Below are 16,757 nucleotides of genomic sequence, written 5' to 3'. Positions count from 1 at the left end.
TTTTATGCGAAAAACACTCTTATTTACATTGATTGTAATTGCTTTCAACGTATTTACTTGGGCACAGGAGAGAAAAATTGAGGTAACGGATATATATCAAGGCACTTTTAGTACCGAAGGAATGGATGCTTTACGCTCAATGAATAATGGCAAACAGTATACGGTTCTTAATATGAATAGAATGAATCGATCTACATCGATTGAGAAATATGATTATAAAACTTTAAACAAGGTTTCTACAATAGTATCATCGGAAGATTTAAATGACATTCCTTATTTTTCAGCATACAGTTTTAGTGCCGATGAAAAAAAGATATTACTGTCAACTGAAGTAGAACCTATATTCAGACGATCTACTTTAGGTGTTTTTTATGTGTATGATGTAGACTCTAAAAAGGTATTGCGAATAAGTGATACTAAAATACAAGAGCCAACGCTTTCACCAGACGGAAATCAGGTTGCATACGTCAATGATAATAATATTTACCTATTTAATATAGTAACTGGTCAAACCAAACAAGTTACCACGGACGGAGTAAAGAATAAAATAATAAATGGCGTTACCGATTGGGTCTATGAAGAAGAATTTGCATTTGTTCGTGCTTTTGAATGGAATGCTGATGGAAGCAAAATAGCTTTTCTTCGTTTTGATGAAACCAATGTTCCAGAATTTTCTATGGATGTATATGGCACAGGATTATACCAACAGCCACATGTTTTTAAATACCCAAAGGCAGGTGAGAACAATTCATTGGTGACTTTACATCTTTTAGATGTAGCCAGTGGTAAAATAGCTTCGGTAGACTTAAATGATGCTTATTATGTGCCTCGAATTAAGTGGAAGAATAATAAAGATATGTTGAGTGTACAGACTTTGAACAGACATCAAAATCATTTAACCATGTATTCGGTAAATGCTAAAACCGAAAAAGTTTCAATCTTATTAGAAGAGAAAGATGATGCTTACGTAGATATTACAGACAATTTAACTTTTTTAGAGGATGATAGTTTTATCTGGTCAAGTGAAAAAGATGGCTGGAATCATATTTACTTGTATAATGAAGATGGTAGATTGATGAACCAAATAACCAAAGGTGAATGGGAAGTGACCAATTATTATGGGTATGATCAGAATGAAGATAAGATTTACTATCAATCTACCGAAAATGGTTCTATAAATCGTGGAGTGTATAACATTAGCAGTGGCGGCGATGACAAGAAAGCGTTGGCAGTAACCAAAGGAACGAACAATGCTTCGTTCAGTACAGATTTCACCTATTTTATTAATACCTATTCTAGCGCAGAAATGCCGCCGATTTATACGTTACATCAAGCAGAAAATGGTAAGAAGATTAAAGACATAAAGAATAATCAGCAATTACTTCAAAAGCTAGAAGACTATGAGTTGAGTTCGAAAGAGTTCTCCACAATTTCCATTAATGGCAATGAACTTAATATGTATATGATTAAGCCGAAAGATTTTGATCCATCAAAGAAATACCCTTTATTAATGTATCAATATAGCGGTCCGGGTTCACAGAATGTATCGAATAGCTGGATGGGTTCAAATGATTATTGGCATCAAATGTTGGTATCTGAAGGATATATCATTGCCTGTGTTGATGGTCGGGGAACTGGTTTTAAAGGAAATGATTTTAAGAAGATTACGTATATGAATCTGGTGAAGTATGAAACGGAAGACCAAATAGCGGCCGCCAAAAAATTAAGCGAACTCGATTATATTGATGAAAATAGGACAGGAATTTGGGGATGGAGCTTTGGTGGTCATATGGCAACCAATTGTATTCTTAAGGGTAACGATGTTTTTGAAACCGCTATTGCGGTGGCACCAGTTACTTCATGGCGTTTTTATGATACAATTTACACCGAGCGTTTTATGCGTACACCAGCCGAAAACCCAAGTGGGTATGATGATAATTCTCCATTTAATTATCCTGAATTGTTAGAAGGAAATTATTTGTTAATTCATGGTTCAGGTGACGATAATGTTCATGTTCAAAATTCTATGCGTATGATAGAAGCTTTGATTCAGGCAAACAAGCAATTCGATTGGGGAATCTATCCAGATAAAAATCATGGTATTTCTGGTGGTAATACCAGAATCCATTTGTTTACTAAAATGACCAATTTCATAAAGGAAAATCTTTAAATAAAACAGACTAAATTATGACTGAAAGCAATGAATTTTCAGACCAAAAACAATTATTTGGGCACCCTATAGGATTATTTTATTTATTCTTTGCAGAACTATGGGAACGCTTTAGCTTCTATGGCATGCGGGCGTTACTTACGCTTTACATGGTAAATGTGATTTTTGAAAAACTAGTTGAGCGTGATTTTGCTACAGCGGCAGTTTATGCATCATACGGGTCTTTAGTATATGCGTCTACTGTTATTGGGGGTCAAATTTCCGATAAGATTTTAGGTATGCGTAATTCTATTTTCTTAGGTGGAATTTTAATGGCTATCGGTCATTTCGTATTAGCTATCGAGAATGATATAGCATTCTTCTTGGCATTGGCATTGATTATTGTTGGTAACGGATTTTTCAAACCTAATATATCCACCTTTGTAGGAACCTTATATCCATACGGAGATCCTAAAAAGGATTCGGGATTTACCATATTCTACATGGGAATTAATATTGGTGGATGGATAGCACCATTATTATGTGGTTGGTTGGCTTATAAATATGGCTGGCACTATGGTTTTGCCCTAGCGGGTATAGGTATGTTGACAGGACTAATTGTATTCTGGAGTGGTATCAGAAAAAATGTATTTGGAGATAAAGGACTTCCTCCGAATACAGAAGTAATGGATAAAAAAATAATGGGGATAAAGCAAGGCGTTTTAATTCCGGTACTGGCAGTTTTATCTGCGCCATTAATTGCTTATTTACTTTCCGCTTATAAATCTTTGGGCGCTGAAGGAACATTTTTTGGAGATCAGAATATCGTAAATGTGATTTTTAAATTAATAGGTGTCTCTATTCTTGTTTATTTAGGGAACATCATGTATAAGGCTACTATAGATGAACGTAAGAAATTATTCGTTGCTATATTGATTACTTTCTTTATGACCATTTTCTGGGGCTTTCATGAATTGTCTGGAAGTGTAATTACATTATTTGCTTCAAGAAATGTTGAGTTGACCATCATGTCCGCTTCTCAAACAAATTCTTTAAACTCAATGTTCATTATCATTTTAGCTATTCCTATTTCAATGATGTGGACATATTTAAGCAAGAAAAATAACAATCCAAGAACACCATATAAATTTGGATTCGGATTGCTATTCGCAGGTATTAGTTTTTATGTTCTTGCATTGAGTGGCGCGAGTGCAAATGACAATGGCCTAGTTCCATTTGGCTATTTACTATTGATGTACTTCTTGCTTTCAATAGGTGAGCTATTTATGTCTCCAGTAGGTCTTTCTAAAATTACTGATTTGTCACCAAAACGTATTGTAGCATTTATGATGGGTGTTTGGTTCTTGTCGTCTGCATTTGCTTTTCAAGTGGTAGGCTTTATTGGTAAGCAATTAGCCATAGAAAGTACAGATAAAAACATTGGTGGTTTTGATACCTTATTGATATATACTGATGGTTTTGATTTAATTGCAAAATATTCTATAGCTGCAGGTGTCTTGGTACTATTGGCATCACCATTAATCAAAAAATTAATGGGCAACGTTCACTAATAAATATGTTTTTATTCAAAATAATAAGCTCCCTTTTCACCAGTATAATGAAAAGGGATTTTATTTTTTAGACAGGTCAATCTCCAACGTTCGATATAGCTTCTGTAATTACTGCCATCAGCAATGATTTCTTTTGGTTTGATGCTGTCTATAAATCTTTTGAGATTAATTCTTGGTGATTGGGTCAATAGAATTTTCTCTATTGATTCACTTTTAAAATAAATACCTGTACTATCTAAAATCAGTAATGTTCCATTTTTCAAAGAGTAGCTATTCTTCAATGAATCGAAGCGAATCGATTTTATTCGTTCAGCCGTTTGATAATCTAAAATCAGATTGTTAGCCATATCCGTCGAATTCGATAAGATGGATAAGTGCCTGCCGCTTCTATTGAATAGGATACTATTTTTGGTTTGATGTAGAACAATTGCTTCCGTTGCTTTGGAAGCTTCAAGTTTTTGAAAAGAAGTATAGCTTTGAAAACAAATTAAACTGATCAAAAATAAGGCGATGCGTTTGTAGGAAATAAGAGAGCAGGCTTTAATAAACAAAACGATCATTATAATAGACAGAATAAGTTGCCCGAAATCAAACGAAATAGAACTGAAAATAAAACTTTCTTGTTTCGCAACCCAACCTATTAAATTGTTCATTACGTTTATTATTCCATTGTAAAACCAAGCAAGTTGTGTGGGAAGCCAATTTAGTAATGAAAGGAAAATTACTAAGATGCCCATACCTAAAATAATACCTAAAGCAGGAACTATTATTAAATTGGAAATAAAGAATAACCCTGGAAATTGGTGAAAATAAAAAAGACTTATTGGCAATACGCCCAATTGAGCAGCTATGCTTACACATAGAAGTTGCCAAAAATATCTTACGAATTTATTCTTTGGGAACCATAATTTTTTGAGCAATGGAAAAATCCATAGAATAGCGAATACGGCCGCATAACTCATTTGAAAGCCAACCTGAAATAATAAATTAGGGTTAATGAAAAGAAGAATGAATAATATCGATAAGGCCAGTATATTAAAGGAGTTGCTAGGCCTGTTTAAGTATAAGGCATAGGCTACGAATGTGAACATTGTGGTTGCGCGAATAATGCTAGCAGATAAACCCGCAAGAAAAGCGAAGCCCCAAAGAAATAGAACAGACAGTATTAAAATGATTGTTCTGCCCTTTGGAATATGTCTCAGTGGACTTAACAAGAATTGAATTAAGAGCAATAGAATACCGATATGGAGGCCTGAAACGGCTAATATGTGTACAGCGCCTGCTTTTTGGTAATTGGTATAAGTTTCCTCTGAAATATCAGAGCGTTGACCTAACAATAGAGCCTGTATAACACCAAGTTCATCAGTACCGAAATTTTCTTTTTTAAGTTTATCAATAATGTGATTTCTAACTTTTGAGGCAATTCCGAATAATGTTGTTTTTGGTTTTTCTACTTTTATAAATTGACTTGAACTAATTCTTAGCTGATGATAAACACCTATATTCTCTAAATATTTTTTATAGTTAAACTGATGAGGATTTAAAGGTTCGTTGATAGCTTGAATATTAGCAAAGGTCAAGAATTCATCATCAACTTGTAATGTGGTATTAGTGGAATCGTTAGGAATCGTAATTAAAAGAGATCCAGAAATTTTTTTATCACCAATACTCTTGACCGTTGCAAAATAGCGATGTGAATAGTGATTGGGTTTTAGTACTTCATTAATTTTTAAAGTCCAAGCGCCACCTTCTTGTGAGGTTATCTTAGTGTAATGGTTAGCACGATTTTGTAGTTGTGCAGATGTGTAAGAATAGATGCCTAGCGAAATGAAAGCTATGGCCGCAATAAAGCCAAATAGTCTTGTGTTAGTTTTCCTTTCTAATATAAATACTGCGGAAAGTAAAATAAAAAGGGTAATAGTGTTTATAAGAAGATGAACCGGATTGAAAGAGAAAAAGTGACCTATTAAAATTCCGAGAATGAGTAATAGCGTTAATTTTATAGGAATAAACGCTAAGAGCTTCATGCTATAAAATTCTTGTTGCCTTTACAAAGGCTTGGTTCCAGAATCCATCTCTCAAAGAAGAAACAGTTACGCCTCGCGACGTAGATGCATGTATAAAGGTTATTTCATCATTGTCGGTTCCGACGACCATGCCGACGTGGTTAATTCGTTTAGAACCTCTACTTGTTTTGAAAAACAAAAGATCGCCTTTTTCTACATTTTTCACAGTAACGCGATGGCCTTCTTCGGCCATATGAAAAGAAGTTCTTGGTAGTTGAACATCATGTTCTCCAAAAGACACGTACAGTAAACCAGAGCAGTCCATGCCTTTTGTGGTAGTTCCTCCAAATTTATAGCGAACACCAGAGAATGAAAGTGCGGTGTTAATAATTTGGTCGGCTATATTTAAGTTGTGGTTTGTAACTACTCTCGGTTCTGTCGGTGTTTTTGTTTCGGTAATATTACCAGTTCGCGCATTGTTAGCAGCGGCCACTGAAATTTTTCGTTCCTTATCAGAACTACTTATTTTTTTACTTGAGCCACAACTCGTTAAAAAACAGACTATAAGAAAATATGGTAGTATACGCATAAATATAAGGTGTACCCTTTAGTATGTGAACTTCAAAATTATAGAATTATTTTATAAAAATAAGAAACCTAATTGTTTTTGGTATTTTCAATAATTAATGAAGCGGCTATTGCACTTGCTCCAGAACCACCCAATTTGGTAATAAGTTCATCGTAGTGAGCCAATTGTTTAGCCCTTGCTTCTCCATCAAGAATTGAAGTTAATTCCTTTTTTAAATTCTGCTTCGTAAAATCATCTTGAATCAATTCTTTTACTACCTCTTTCTGCATTATTAAATTAACCAAAGAAATATATTCTAAAGTAATAATGCGTTTCGCTATTTGATAAGAGATCCAATTGGCTTTATAGCAAACTACTTGTGGTACTTTAAATAAGGCAGTTTCTAAAGTGGCCGTACCACTAGTAACTAATGCGGCGGTTGAAATGGAAAGCAAATCATAAGTTTTATTTTGAATAAAATTAACATTGGCATCCTTCAGAAACGTAGCATAAAATTCTTTGTCTAAACTAGGTGCACCGGCGATTATAAATTCATACTCCGAAAAATCACTGGTTAACGAAAGCATCAACGATAGCATTTTTTGAACTTCTTGCTTGCGGCTACCTGGTAAAAGTGCAATAATTGGCTTCTTTGAATCTATATTATTGGACGACCGAAATGTAGCTTCATTTAATACGGGTCTGTTGGATATCGCATCAAGTAATGGGTGGCCTACAAAATTGACAGGAAAATTATGTTTCGTTTCATAAAACTCTTTCTCGAATGGAAGAATAACATACATGTGGTCTATCGTCGCTTTTATTTTCTCGATTCTACCTTCGCGTGATGCCCATATTTGAGGAGAGATATAATAATTTGTACGAAAATTATGCTTTTTGGCCCATTTTGCGATTCTTAAATTAAACCCAGAATAATCGATAAATATAATAGCGTCAGGTTGAAAGGTTGCAATATTCTTTTTGCAGAATTTTATATTCTTAAAAATAGCGTTCAGGTTTAAAACAACTTCTAAAAAACCCATAAAGGCCAATTCTTTGTAATGTTTAACCAAAATACCGCCAGCTTTTTGCATTAGATCGCCGCCCCAACATTGTATATCCGCATTCTTATCTTGGTCTTTTAATGCTTTTATTAAATTCGATCCATGTAAGTCACCCGACGCTTCTCCAGCAATGATGTAATACTTCATTTTAAAAGACTTTGTAGTAAAGAATTATAAAAGCGGTTAATATGGTTGCCAACAATACCCCTTTTGCTCTATTGTCTCTTTTTATTCGTAAAAATCCGAAGAAAGCGATTAGGTTTAAAACGGCTCCTAAGGCTAAAAGACTGCCAACATGCTCTTGTGCAACTGCAGCTTTATACGTTTCAGAGACACTTAAATCTGAAAATATGAGTATATAGAGCAACGTGCCTATGGTGTTGGCTATAATGCCTACTATTAGTCCTATTAGAATTTCTTTTTTCGTGTTCATGTATGAAATTTGAACTTAAAAATTAAACTTATGTATTATAGTTTCCAGGTATTCAGTTCTGAAATTACATGATGGGCGGTTAAATCGAAATGAGTTGGCACAACAGAGATGTAGCCATTTGCCAATGCCCATTCATCTGTATCTTCACCTTTATCCAGCAATTCGAATTCACCTGTTAACCAGTAATAATCCTTACCCATTGGGTTGGTACGTTTATCGAATTTCTCTTTCCAATTTGCCTTTGCTTGTCTACAGATTTTAATACCTTTTATCTTATTTTTCTTAAGTTTAGGAATGTTGACATTTAAAACAGTGCCTTTAGGAATGCCATTTTTTAAAGCTTCTGTGACAATAGTAAAAATGAAGTCTTTTGCTTGTGAAAAATCTGCTTCCCAAGTATAATCACAAAGTGAAAAACCGATGGCAGGTATACCCTCAATACCAGCCTCTATCGCCGCACTCATCGTACCTGAATAAATCACATTTATTGAAGAATTAGAACCGTGATTTATACCGCTTACACAGATGTCTGGTTTTTTGGGCAGTAGTTCTTGCAATGCTAATTTAACGCAGTCTGCAGGTGTGCCACTACAGCTATATTCATCAATACCTTCACTATCTAAATCGATAGTTAGTTTTTTTGAGTATAGCGTACTGTCTAAAGTTATGGCATGGCCCATACCAGATTGCGGACTGTCGGGAGCAACAACTACAACTTCACCTAATGTTTTCATTATTGAAACTAGCATACGCAGCCCTGGGGCTGTAATTCCGTCGTCATTGGTAACTAAGATCAATGGTTTTCCCATAGCATATACTTTCTACAGTAAAAATACGTTTTTATAAGTGATATGGCCGAAGCGTCGTTTAACAAAAAATTAATTCCTAGCTCCATTATTGGCATGGTTTTTTCTTTATCTTAGACATTTATGTAGCTTTATCGCTACAAAGAATCACTAAATTAAGAGATATTGAAAAAGAAGGTAAAAGATAATTTTATGAAGAGAAATTTAGCTTATGTACTGCTTTTAATGCTCGTTGCAGTTGCTTCGTGCAGTTTTACCAATAAGACTTTTGAAAACGATGACAAAGATAAATTGTTATTAGATTTGATTACTTATGTACTAGAAAAAGGACATTACGAGCCAAAAGTACTCAATGATGAATTTTCGGTAAATGTATTCGAAGATTTTATTGATGTAATTGACCCAACAAAAAGATATTTTGTAGCATCTGATATTGCAGAATTTGAAAAGTATAAATATCAAATTGATGACGAAATTAAAAATACGGATATCACTTTCTTTAATGTTGTTTATGAAAGATTGATGCAACGTATGAGTGATGCGAAGGACATATATAAGGAAGTTTTAGCAACTCCTTTTGATTATTCTGAAAACGAAAGTATCAGTATCAAATATGATGAAGAGCCGTTTGCGGCAAATAGAGATGAGCTTAAAGAGCGATGGAGAAAGCAATTGAAGTATGCCACTTTAGGAACATATGATTCTAAGATTGTTCATATGGACAATAAAGATTTAGAAGTTACTGATGAGCATGATCATGCTGCACATACACCAAAAGAAGCTGAATCGGAATCTAGAAAATCTACTGAAACTACATTAGATGAGTTCTTTGATTTTATTAATGATTTGGAACGTAAAGATTGGTTCGTACAATATATTAATACGATTGTTGACGAATTTGACCCACACACATTTTATTTTGCACCAGAAGAGAAAGAAAAATTTGATACTAGTATGTCAGGTAAATTTGAAGGAATCGGTGCAAGACTTCAAAAGAAGGCCGAAGGAGCAAAAATTGTAGAGATTATTTCTGGTGGTCCCGTTTGGAGAGATCAACGATTAGAAGTTGGTGATGAAATCATTAAAGTTGGTCAAAACGGGCAAGAGCCTATTAATATTGTAGGTATGCGTTTAGACGATGCCATCAAATTAATAAAAGGTGCTCAAGGTACCATTGTAGATTTAACTGTTAGAAAAGTAGATGGTTCTTTAGATGTAGTTTCATTAACCAGAGATGTGGTTGAACTTGAAGAGTCATATGCTAAATCTGCAACTATTATAAGAGGTCAGGATAAATTCGGAATTATTAATCTTCCTAAATTCTATGTTGATTTTAATGATTATAGTGAGAGAAATGCAGCTACTGATGTTGCTAAAGAAGTAGAGCGATTAAAAGAGGAGGGTGTTGAAGGTCTTATTCTAGATTTACGTGATAATGGTGGTGGATCATTGAAAACTGTCGTCGAAATGGCAGGACTTTTCATAAAAGATGGGCCAATTGTTCAGGTTCAATCTAAGGATAAGGGTAAAGATGTATATGATGATAAGGATGAAAGAATTCAATGGGACGGTCCACTGGTAATTTTAGTAAACGAATTATCTGCATCAGCTTCTGAAATTTTAGCGGCTGCTATGCAAGATTATAAAAGAGCCATTGTTATAGGTAGTAAGCAAACTTTTGGTAAAGGAACCGTACAAAATGTGATACCATTAAATAACATGTTACGTAGTAACGAGCATGGAGATTTAGGTGCAATTAAAATTACTACCCAGAAATTTTATAGAATTAATGGAGGTTCAACACAATTAGAAGGTGTAAAAAGTGATATTGTAGTTCCGGACAGATACAGTTATATCGATTTGGGTGAAAGAGATCAATCTAATCCTTTAGGATGGGATAAGATTTCACCAGCCGATTACAAGCCATGGGATGGTTATATTAACTATGAGAAGACAATCGCTGATAGTGAGAAAAGAATGCAAACCAGTCAGCAAATTAAACTGATTGAAGAAAATGCTAAGTGGTTAAAAGCTGAGCAAGATGAAACTGAAATCTCTCTTAATTTTGATACCTATAAGGAAGAAAAAGAAAAGGACAAAGAACAATCTGATTACTTTAAAAGGTTAACAGATTATGATTCTAAACTTACCTTTAAATCGTTAGGCTATGAAGAGCAATTGTTTACTAAAGATTCGGTATTACGTGAAAAGAGAAACAGGTGGCATAAAAATTTAGCGAAAGATGTTTATGTTGAAGAGGCGGTAAATGTATTAGAAGATTTGAAAATCAATAATATAAAGCAGGGCAAACTGGCTAGTGTAAAGAATTAATAACATAATTATTATTACATAAAAAAACCGCTTGTACGTAGTACAGCGGTTTTTTATATTTCTTATTTTATAGGTATTTTGGTTTTCCGAATTGGGATATTTGATTATTTGATTCTCTTATTTTTTTACTTTGAATATAGGTAACGAATAAAAGAATAATACAAATAACGGCAGATGCACCATTTCCATCTTTTATAACCAAATGTGAAATAGCACCTAAAGAATAATTCATAAAGAAACCCGCAAATGCCCATTCAAGTGACCAATGAGATTTATTAAACCATATTAATGATAAGCCGATTATTTGAAATAGACCTAATAATTGAATTAAGTAAATAGGATAGCCTAGTTTTAAAAAGGTCAATGAAACTGCTTCGTAGTTTATGAATGAATTCAATATTGACCCTAATACAGCAGTGGTGAAAAGGCCTAAAACTATATAGTATATTTTTTTTTGTGAAATCATAGTTTTTGGTTTTAAATTATTACCTCACAAAAATACATACACCTATGGAATTCAATAAATTCTATAGGTGAATGGAAAGTAGCTGTAGTCGAATCGATATATTTATTCTTTTAAATAAAAAATGAAACTTAGTTTAAAAGCTTATCAGCATGTAACTTTCTAAGTTTTGCCAATTTAGGGTTGATTACTACCTGACAATAACCCTGTTCAGAATTATTCTTGTAATAATCTTGATGCTGTTCTTCAGCATTATAAAAAACTCCAAGAGGGCTTAATTCAGTGACAATAGGTTTTTCATAGATAGCTGACATTTCTTTTAATACCATCTTAGCCTTTCTCTCTTGAATATCATTATGATAATATATAACAGAGCGATACTGTGTACCTGCATCTGCACCTTGTTGGTTTAAAGTAGTAGGGTCATGTGTTGTCATGAAAATAAGGAGGATATCTTCATAAGAAATGATTGCAGGGTCAAAAGTAACCTGCACTACTTCGGCATGACCGGTAAGTCCAGAACAGATTTCCCTATATGTTGGTCTGCCAGGTGCATTGCCGCCGGTATAACCAGAAACAACTTTTTGAATACCTTTCACTTCTTGAAAGACCGCTTCGGTACACCAAAAACATCCACCGCCAATAGTGGCGATTTCTAAATTAGTATTAGCCATGAGATTCCTCCTTTTCTAATTGCATAGATTCAGAGTTAATACAATAGCGTAACCCACTAGGTTCGGGTCCGTCTGGGAATACATGACCTAAATGGGCATCACAAGTATTGCACATTACTTCTACACGTACCATTCCATAAGAAACATCTTTATGGTATTTAATAGCGTTCTCTTTAATAGGTTGGGTGAAACTAGGCCATCCAGTACCAGATTCAAACTTAATAGTTGAATCGAACAAAGATGTGCCACAACATATACATTCATATTTACCCGCCTCGTGAGCACTGCATAGTGCACCGGAATGTGGGGCTTCCGTTCCTTTTTTACGAGCTATTCTAAACTGTTCGGGCGTTAAAATTTCTTTCCATTCCTGTTCGGTCTTTTCAACTCGTTTATCAGGTTCAGGGTTACCGTTCACTGAAAAATGAATCACATCTTTCCAAGTTAGCATCATAATTTTTCTTTCGTTCATACTTTTTATACCCGGTTTATTGGTCGAGAAATTCCTATATATCTTACAAAATTACGGTAATTTTGGCGTATGGCATACCCTAGAAGAAATGGAACTGTTTATAGTGTTTTAATTCTTGTTTGCATAGTAGGTTTTTGGTTATTCGAGAATTTTTATACGCCAGCTACCTATTCATATAATGATGAAAGTTCGAGCATCAATGAATTTCCAAAAAAACTTTTACCTTCTTCAACTACCGGCGAAATTGTTAACCATTCCTATTTTTCATTATCCTATAATGAGCCATTTGAACAGGCAGAATGGGTAGCATATGTGCTCGATAAAAAACACCTTACCTACGATGATAGAAAACGCCCATATTTTATAGAGGATCCCTTTGTCTCAACTAAATCTGCTGATTATAGAAATTACAAAGGCTCGGGTTATGACCAAGGCCATTTGGTACCTGCAGGAGATCGAAGGTTCTCTTTGCAGGCATATAATGAGACCTTCTATACAAGTAACATAAGTCCGCAAGATAGAGAGTTTAATGCAGGTATTTGGAATGATTTAGAACAGCAAACTAGACGTTGGGCTAAGAAGTATGGAACTTTGTATGTGTATACTGGAGGAGTTTTGGAAAGTGGATTAGAAGAGATAGGCCAAGAAGACGTTGATGTACCAGATTCATTTTATAAGATTATTGCACGTAGAAAAGGTGATAAAATTTATTCAATCGCCTTTCTAATGGAGAACAAGCCTCAGTTTGTACCACTTCGAAATTTTGTGGTATCTGTTGATGATATTGAAAAAATAACAGGAATAGATTTTTTTTCTGAATTACCAGAAAATAAACAAAGTGCTTTTGAAAGTAGTAAAAACACTACTGGATGGAAATTCTAGAAACTTTCTTTTAATCGATTCGTATCTTGTCTTAGGAAGATAAAGAGCAAAATTGTAAAAAACAATAATCCGGATCCACCGTAACTAAAAAAGGGTAGCGGAATACCAATGGTGGGTAGAATACCTATTACCATTCCAATGTTTATGAAGTAATGAATTAAGAGTATAGATATTACCCCGTAGCCATACATTCGGGCAAAAGCATTTTTCTGTCGTTCGGCGAGAGAAATGAGGCGTAAAAATAGAACCGTGAATAGAATAATGACAGTGGCAGTTCCAAAGAACCCCCATTCTTCACCCACGGTACTAAAGATATAATCCGTATGTTGTTCAGGTACGAAATCACCTTTGGTACGTGTACCTTCCAAAAATCCTTTTCCAAAAAATCCACCAGATTCGATTGCTTTTTCAGATTGATAGGTGTTGTAACCTATTGATTTTCTAATCTGTTCTAATTTATTAGGGTCTTTTTCTAGTCGTAACCATAATCCAAAACGATCTCTGTGGCGTTGTTCAAAAACATTATTATAAACAAAATTCACAGATAAAGAAAAGAGAATGACAGCTACGCTAATTAAAGTTAAGGGTATAACTGGAATTTTGAGTGTTTTTCGTTTAAACCCAAATAATAGAATAACTAGTAATGCCAAGCCTATTATAAGCCAAATAGTACCGAACATTAAGGTGACAATAAAAATTAGAATAAGACTTAGAACGATTGCCAAATAGAATAAGGGAAGACCCTCTCTAAATATGACAAAAATGAGTGCAAAAAATACGAGGGCACTACCAGGATCCGGTTGCGGAATTATTAATAAGGCAGGAATTAGTAAAATCAGCAAAGCATAAAGTTGGTCTTTCCTTCGTTTAATATCCGTTTGTATGTCGCTTAAATATTTAGCAAGGGCCAATGCTGTTGCTACTTTCGCTAATTCAGAGGGTTGTAAGTTGAAAAATCCTAGGTCGTACCATGAGGTAGCCCCAGCTATCGTTTTACCAAATACAAACAGGCCCAATAGAGAGATCATTGAAATTATGTAGAGTAGGCTTGCGAATCTTTCGTAAAAGTTTACTTCCAGAGCAAGTATGATAACAATGGTAACCAGGCTAACTCCAATGAAAAACAGTTGTTTGCCATATAGGGTACCGAAATCAAAAATTGAACTGTGTTCGTTAGTAAATGTACTGGAGTAAATATTAATCCATCCAATAAAAACAAGTGCGAAATAAATGAAAACACTTAGCCAATCTATACGTTTAAGAATACTTCTACCAGACACGCTCGTTTATTTTAAACTCCTCCCCACTGTAGGGTTTAGCATATTCTGCTTCTAACGTTTTTTCTAGCATTCTTTTTTCTAAATCCTTTCTGGTAATTTCACCTTTCAAATATTTTTCAATCATTAGAGTTGCAATATGACCAGCATATCTAGAGCCGAAATAACCATTTTCAATGTATACGGCAATAGCTATTTTTGGGTTATCCACCGGTGCAAAGGCCACAAAAACAGAGTGATCTGTTAGTTGCGTTCGAACACCATCTATTTTGGTGAAATTTTCAGCAGTACCTGTTTTTCCTGCTATTTCGATATCCGGTATTTGAAGCCAATATGCTGTACCTCCTTTTTTTCTATATACATCTGCCATACCCTGAACAACAGGTTCAAAATATTTAGGATCTATAGTGGTATGTTTTGCTTCTGTAAATTTTGGTTCGGTAATATTCTTACCTTCGATTTTCTTAAGGATATGTGGTGTAAAATAATGACCTCTATTGGCTATGGCGGCAGTCATGTTAGCAAGCTGTACAGGTGTAGCTAATATTTCACCTTGTCCAATGGAATTTGAAATGATGTAAGATGAACTCCATCTATTGTCTCCATACCATTTGTCATAATATTCTTTACTTGGAATACGACCTTTTTGTCCGAATGGTAAATCGTAACCCAAATAGTCACCTAGACCAAAACTACGCATGTGCTTTTCCCAAACATCCATGGCTTCATCAGTAGTATCAAAATGTTCAAATATTTTACGAAAAGTACCAGCAAAATAAGCATTACAGGACATGTAAATACCTTTATTCATATCTCGCATACCACCACCACAGTGACAGCCTCTTTTTGTCTTGCCAACATAAAATCCATGAAAACATTGAATAGTGCTTGATTCATCCATTACTCCTTCCTGTAATGCTATAAGTGCATTAAGGGTTTTGAAAGGTGATCCAGGGGGTTGCTGAGCATGTATAGATCGATCCCAAGTAGGGTTCGCAATTGTATCATTATATAATTTCGTGTAATTTTTTGAACGTTCTCTACCAACTAAAAGAGCAGGATCGTATGTGGGCCCTGAAATCATAGAGAGAATTTCACCTGTAGCAGGCTCTAATGCGACTATGCCACCCCTTTTTCCATGCATTAGTAGCTCGCCATACTCTTGTAATGTTTTGTCGATAGTGATACTAATTTGCTTTCCTTGTTCAGGTAGAGTGTCAATAGTGCCATTTTTATATGGGCCTATGTCTCTATTGAATCTGTCTTTTTGAATGTACTGTACACCTTTTCTACCTCTGAGCAAATCTTCGTAATATCTTTCTACCCCGGTTCGCCCTTTAAGCTCACCTTGAACATAATATTTATTCACGGCAAGGTCTCCCTCGTTTACTTCGCTAATATATCCGAGAACATTGGCTGCACTAGGGGTATCATAATAACGTAAAGACCTTTTTTGAATGTAAAAGCCTTTGTACTTGCGCATCTTCTCCTGTAGCTTGGCATAATCTTGCTTAGAGAGTTGAGGTACTAAAACAGATGGAAGTCTTGGAGAATAAACTCTTGCTTTTCCAAGTTTTTCTATGAATTTTTCTTTATCAATCCCTAATAAGCCACAAAATTCAAGAGTATCTAATGGTTTTACTTCTCTAGGAATTACCATTACATCGTACGCGGGATCATTCCCAACTAAAAGTTTACCGTTTCTGTCATAAATATAACCACGTTCGGGGTAATCATAAATAGCTTTTATTGCAGGGTCTTCTAAAACCTGATCGGTAGAAAAGCTAAAAATTTGCAAATAGGATAGCCTTCCCAAAAAAGTAATTGCGATAACAATGATAATAGATGATAAAAGAATTTTTCTCATTCTTTTTTACTGCTGAATAATGTGCTGAACAATATGCATAATATCAATGTGGCGATACCAACTATAAAGGTTTTTTGTAAAATTAACAAGCTATTTGTGAAGCTGAAAATTTCTAAAGTAAAGTATACCAAGTGATGTATTATAATCAATAACGCTAAAAATGTAAATTGTTGTGCCTTAGTACTGTTGTTTAA

Annotated in this window: 14 protein-coding genes; 4 read left to right on the top strand and 10 right to left on the bottom strand. The window is 34.6% G+C overall.

What is annotated here, in order from left to right; all coding sequences use genetic code 11:
* Positions 1 to 4 precede the first annotated feature (4 nt).
* Positions 5 to 2,170, top strand: coding sequence for a S9 family peptidase (locus BMY56_RS04535; RefSeq protein ID WP_091620534.1), 2,166 nt, complete (start codon positions 5 to 7; stop codon positions 2,168 to 2,170).
* Between the two features lie 17 nt (positions 2,171 to 2,187).
* On the top strand, positions 2,188 to 3,720 hold the full coding sequence (locus BMY56_RS04530) for a peptide MFS transporter (RefSeq protein WP_091620530.1): 1,533 nt from the start codon (positions 2,188 to 2,190) through the stop codon (positions 3,718 to 3,720).
* 11 nt (positions 3,721 to 3,731) lie between these two features.
* Here the strand turns inward: BMY56_RS04530 and BMY56_RS04525 are convergent, their stop codons facing one another.
* The 5 genes from BMY56_RS04525 to surE form a co-directional block, all read right to left on the bottom strand.
* Positions 3,732 to 5,747 (bottom strand): ComEC/Rec2 family competence protein, encoded by a 2,016-nt coding sequence (locus BMY56_RS04525; RefSeq protein ID WP_091620527.1) that lies wholly within the window; start codon positions 5,745 to 5,747, stop codon positions 3,732 to 3,734.
* Between the two features lies 1 nt (position 5,748).
* Complete coding sequence (locus BMY56_RS04520) at positions 5,749 to 6,315, bottom strand: C40 family peptidase (RefSeq protein ID WP_091620525.1); 567 nt, start codon at positions 6,313 to 6,315, stop codon at positions 5,749 to 5,751.
* A gap of 68 nt (positions 6,316 to 6,383) precedes the next feature.
* Positions 6,384 to 7,505, bottom strand: a complete 1,122-nt coding sequence (gene lpxB, locus BMY56_RS04515) for a lipid-A-disaccharide synthase (RefSeq protein ID WP_091620522.1) — start codon at positions 7,503 to 7,505, stop codon at positions 6,384 to 6,386.
* 1 nt (position 7,506) lies between these two features.
* The gene (locus BMY56_RS04510; RefSeq protein WP_091620519.1) at positions 7,507 to 7,791 is read right to left on the bottom strand and encodes a hypothetical protein; all 285 of its coding nucleotides are present in this window, start codon (positions 7,789 to 7,791) and stop codon (positions 7,507 to 7,509) included.
* 35 nt (positions 7,792 to 7,826) lie between these two features.
* Positions 7,827 to 8,600 (bottom strand): 5'/3'-nucleotidase SurE, encoded by a 774-nt coding sequence (gene surE, locus BMY56_RS04505; protein ID WP_091620517.1) that lies wholly within the window; start codon positions 8,598 to 8,600, stop codon positions 7,827 to 7,829.
* A gap of 189 nt (positions 8,601 to 8,789) precedes the next feature.
* Between surE and BMY56_RS04500 the strand changes: the two genes are divergently transcribed.
* Complete coding sequence (locus BMY56_RS04500; protein WP_091621784.1) at positions 8,790 to 10,928, top strand: carboxy terminal-processing peptidase; 2,139 nt, start codon at positions 8,790 to 8,792, stop codon at positions 10,926 to 10,928.
* A gap of 67 nt (positions 10,929 to 10,995) precedes the next feature.
* Here BMY56_RS04500 and BMY56_RS04495 read toward each other — a convergent pair whose 3' ends face one another.
* The 3 genes from BMY56_RS04495 to msrB all read right to left on the bottom strand — a co-directional run bounded on the left by BMY56_RS04495 (position 10,996) and on the right by msrB (position 12,516).
* Entirely contained in the window at positions 10,996 to 11,394 is a 399-nt protein-coding gene (locus BMY56_RS04495) for a DoxX family protein (RefSeq protein WP_091620514.1), read from the bottom strand.
* A 128-nt stretch (positions 11,395 to 11,522) separates the two neighbouring features.
* On the bottom strand, positions 11,523 to 12,065 hold the full coding sequence (msrA, locus tag BMY56_RS04490; RefSeq protein ID WP_091620511.1) for a peptide-methionine (S)-S-oxide reductase MsrA: 543 nt from the start codon (positions 12,063 to 12,065) through the stop codon (positions 11,523 to 11,525).
* Entirely contained in the window at positions 12,058 to 12,516 is a 459-nt protein-coding gene (gene msrB / locus BMY56_RS04485; protein ID WP_091621782.1) for a peptide-methionine (R)-S-oxide reductase MsrB, read from the bottom strand. Before msrB ends, msrA begins: the two co-directional genes overlap by 8 nt.
* Before the next feature lie 90 nt (positions 12,517 to 12,606).
* Between msrB and BMY56_RS04480 the strand changes: the two genes are divergently transcribed.
* Positions 12,607 to 13,419 carry a DNA/RNA non-specific endonuclease gene (locus BMY56_RS04480; protein ID WP_091620509.1) on the top strand — a complete coding sequence of 271 codons (813 nt, stop codon included), beginning with the start codon at positions 12,607 to 12,609 and terminating at the stop codon, positions 13,417 to 13,419.
* On the opposite strand, the gene rodA is transcribed toward BMY56_RS04480, so the two are convergent.
* Entirely contained in the window at positions 13,416 to 14,699 is a 1,284-nt protein-coding gene (rodA, locus tag BMY56_RS04475) for a rod shape-determining protein RodA (RefSeq protein WP_091620506.1), read from the bottom strand. The genes BMY56_RS04480 and rodA overlap by 4 nt on opposite strands.
* Complete coding sequence (gene mrdA, locus BMY56_RS04470) at positions 14,689 to 16,563, bottom strand: penicillin-binding protein 2 (RefSeq protein ID WP_091620504.1); 1,875 nt, start codon at positions 16,561 to 16,563, stop codon at positions 14,689 to 14,691. The genes rodA and mrdA overlap by 11 nt, the downstream gene beginning before the upstream one ends.
* Between the last annotated feature and the right edge of the window lie 194 nt (positions 16,564 to 16,757).

The organism is Maribacter orientalis (assembly GCF_900109345.1).
In the GTDB taxonomy this organism is placed as follows: domain Bacteria; phylum Bacteroidota; class Bacteroidia; order Flavobacteriales; family Flavobacteriaceae; genus Maribacter; species Maribacter orientalis.
The sequence above is the reverse complement of the archived record's forward strand: the minus strand, read 5'-3'. Positions and strand labels throughout refer to the sequence as shown.

Excerpts from the sequence above, each read along its gene's own strand:
- BMY56_RS04535 (WP_091620534.1), top strand. The coding sequence starts at position 5 with ATGCGAAAAACACTCTTATTTACATTGATTGTAATTGCTTTCAACGTA.
- BMY56_RS04530 (WP_091620530.1), top strand. The coding sequence starts at position 2,188 with ATGACTGAAAGCAATGAATTTTCAGACCAAAAACAATTATTTGGGCAC.
- BMY56_RS04525 (WP_091620527.1), bottom strand. The coding sequence starts at position 5,747 with ATGAAGCTCTTAGCGTTTATTCCTATAAAATTAACGCTATTACTCATT.
- BMY56_RS04520 (WP_091620525.1), bottom strand. The coding sequence starts at position 6,315 with ATGCGTATACTACCATATTTTCTTATAGTCTGTTTTTTAACGAGTTGT.
- lpxB (WP_091620522.1), bottom strand. The coding sequence starts at position 7,505 with ATGAAGTATTACATCATTGCTGGAGAAGCGTCGGGTGACTTACATGGA.
- BMY56_RS04510 (WP_091620519.1), bottom strand. The coding sequence starts at position 7,791 with ATGAACACGAAAAAAGAAATTCTAATAGGACTAATAGTAGGCATTATA.
- surE (WP_091620517.1), bottom strand. The coding sequence starts at position 8,600 with ATGGGAAAACCATTGATCTTAGTTACCAATGACGACGGAATTACAGCC.
- BMY56_RS04500 (WP_091621784.1), top strand. The coding sequence starts at position 8,790 with ATGAAGAGAAATTTAGCTTATGTACTGCTTTTAATGCTCGTTGCAGTT.
- BMY56_RS04495 (WP_091620514.1), bottom strand. The coding sequence starts at position 11,394 with ATGATTTCACAAAAAAAAATATACTATATAGTTTTAGGCCTTTTCACC.
- msrA (WP_091620511.1), bottom strand. The coding sequence starts at position 12,065 with ATGGCTAATACTAATTTAGAAATCGCCACTATTGGCGGTGGATGTTTT.
- msrB (WP_091621782.1), bottom strand. The coding sequence starts at position 12,516 with ATGCTAACTTGGAAAGATGTGATTCATTTTTCAGTGAACGGTAACCCT.
- BMY56_RS04480 (WP_091620509.1), top strand. The coding sequence starts at position 12,607 with ATGGCATACCCTAGAAGAAATGGAACTGTTTATAGTGTTTTAATTCTT.
- mrdA (WP_091620504.1), bottom strand. The coding sequence starts at position 16,563 with ATGAGAAAAATTCTTTTATCATCTATTATCATTGTTATCGCAATTACT.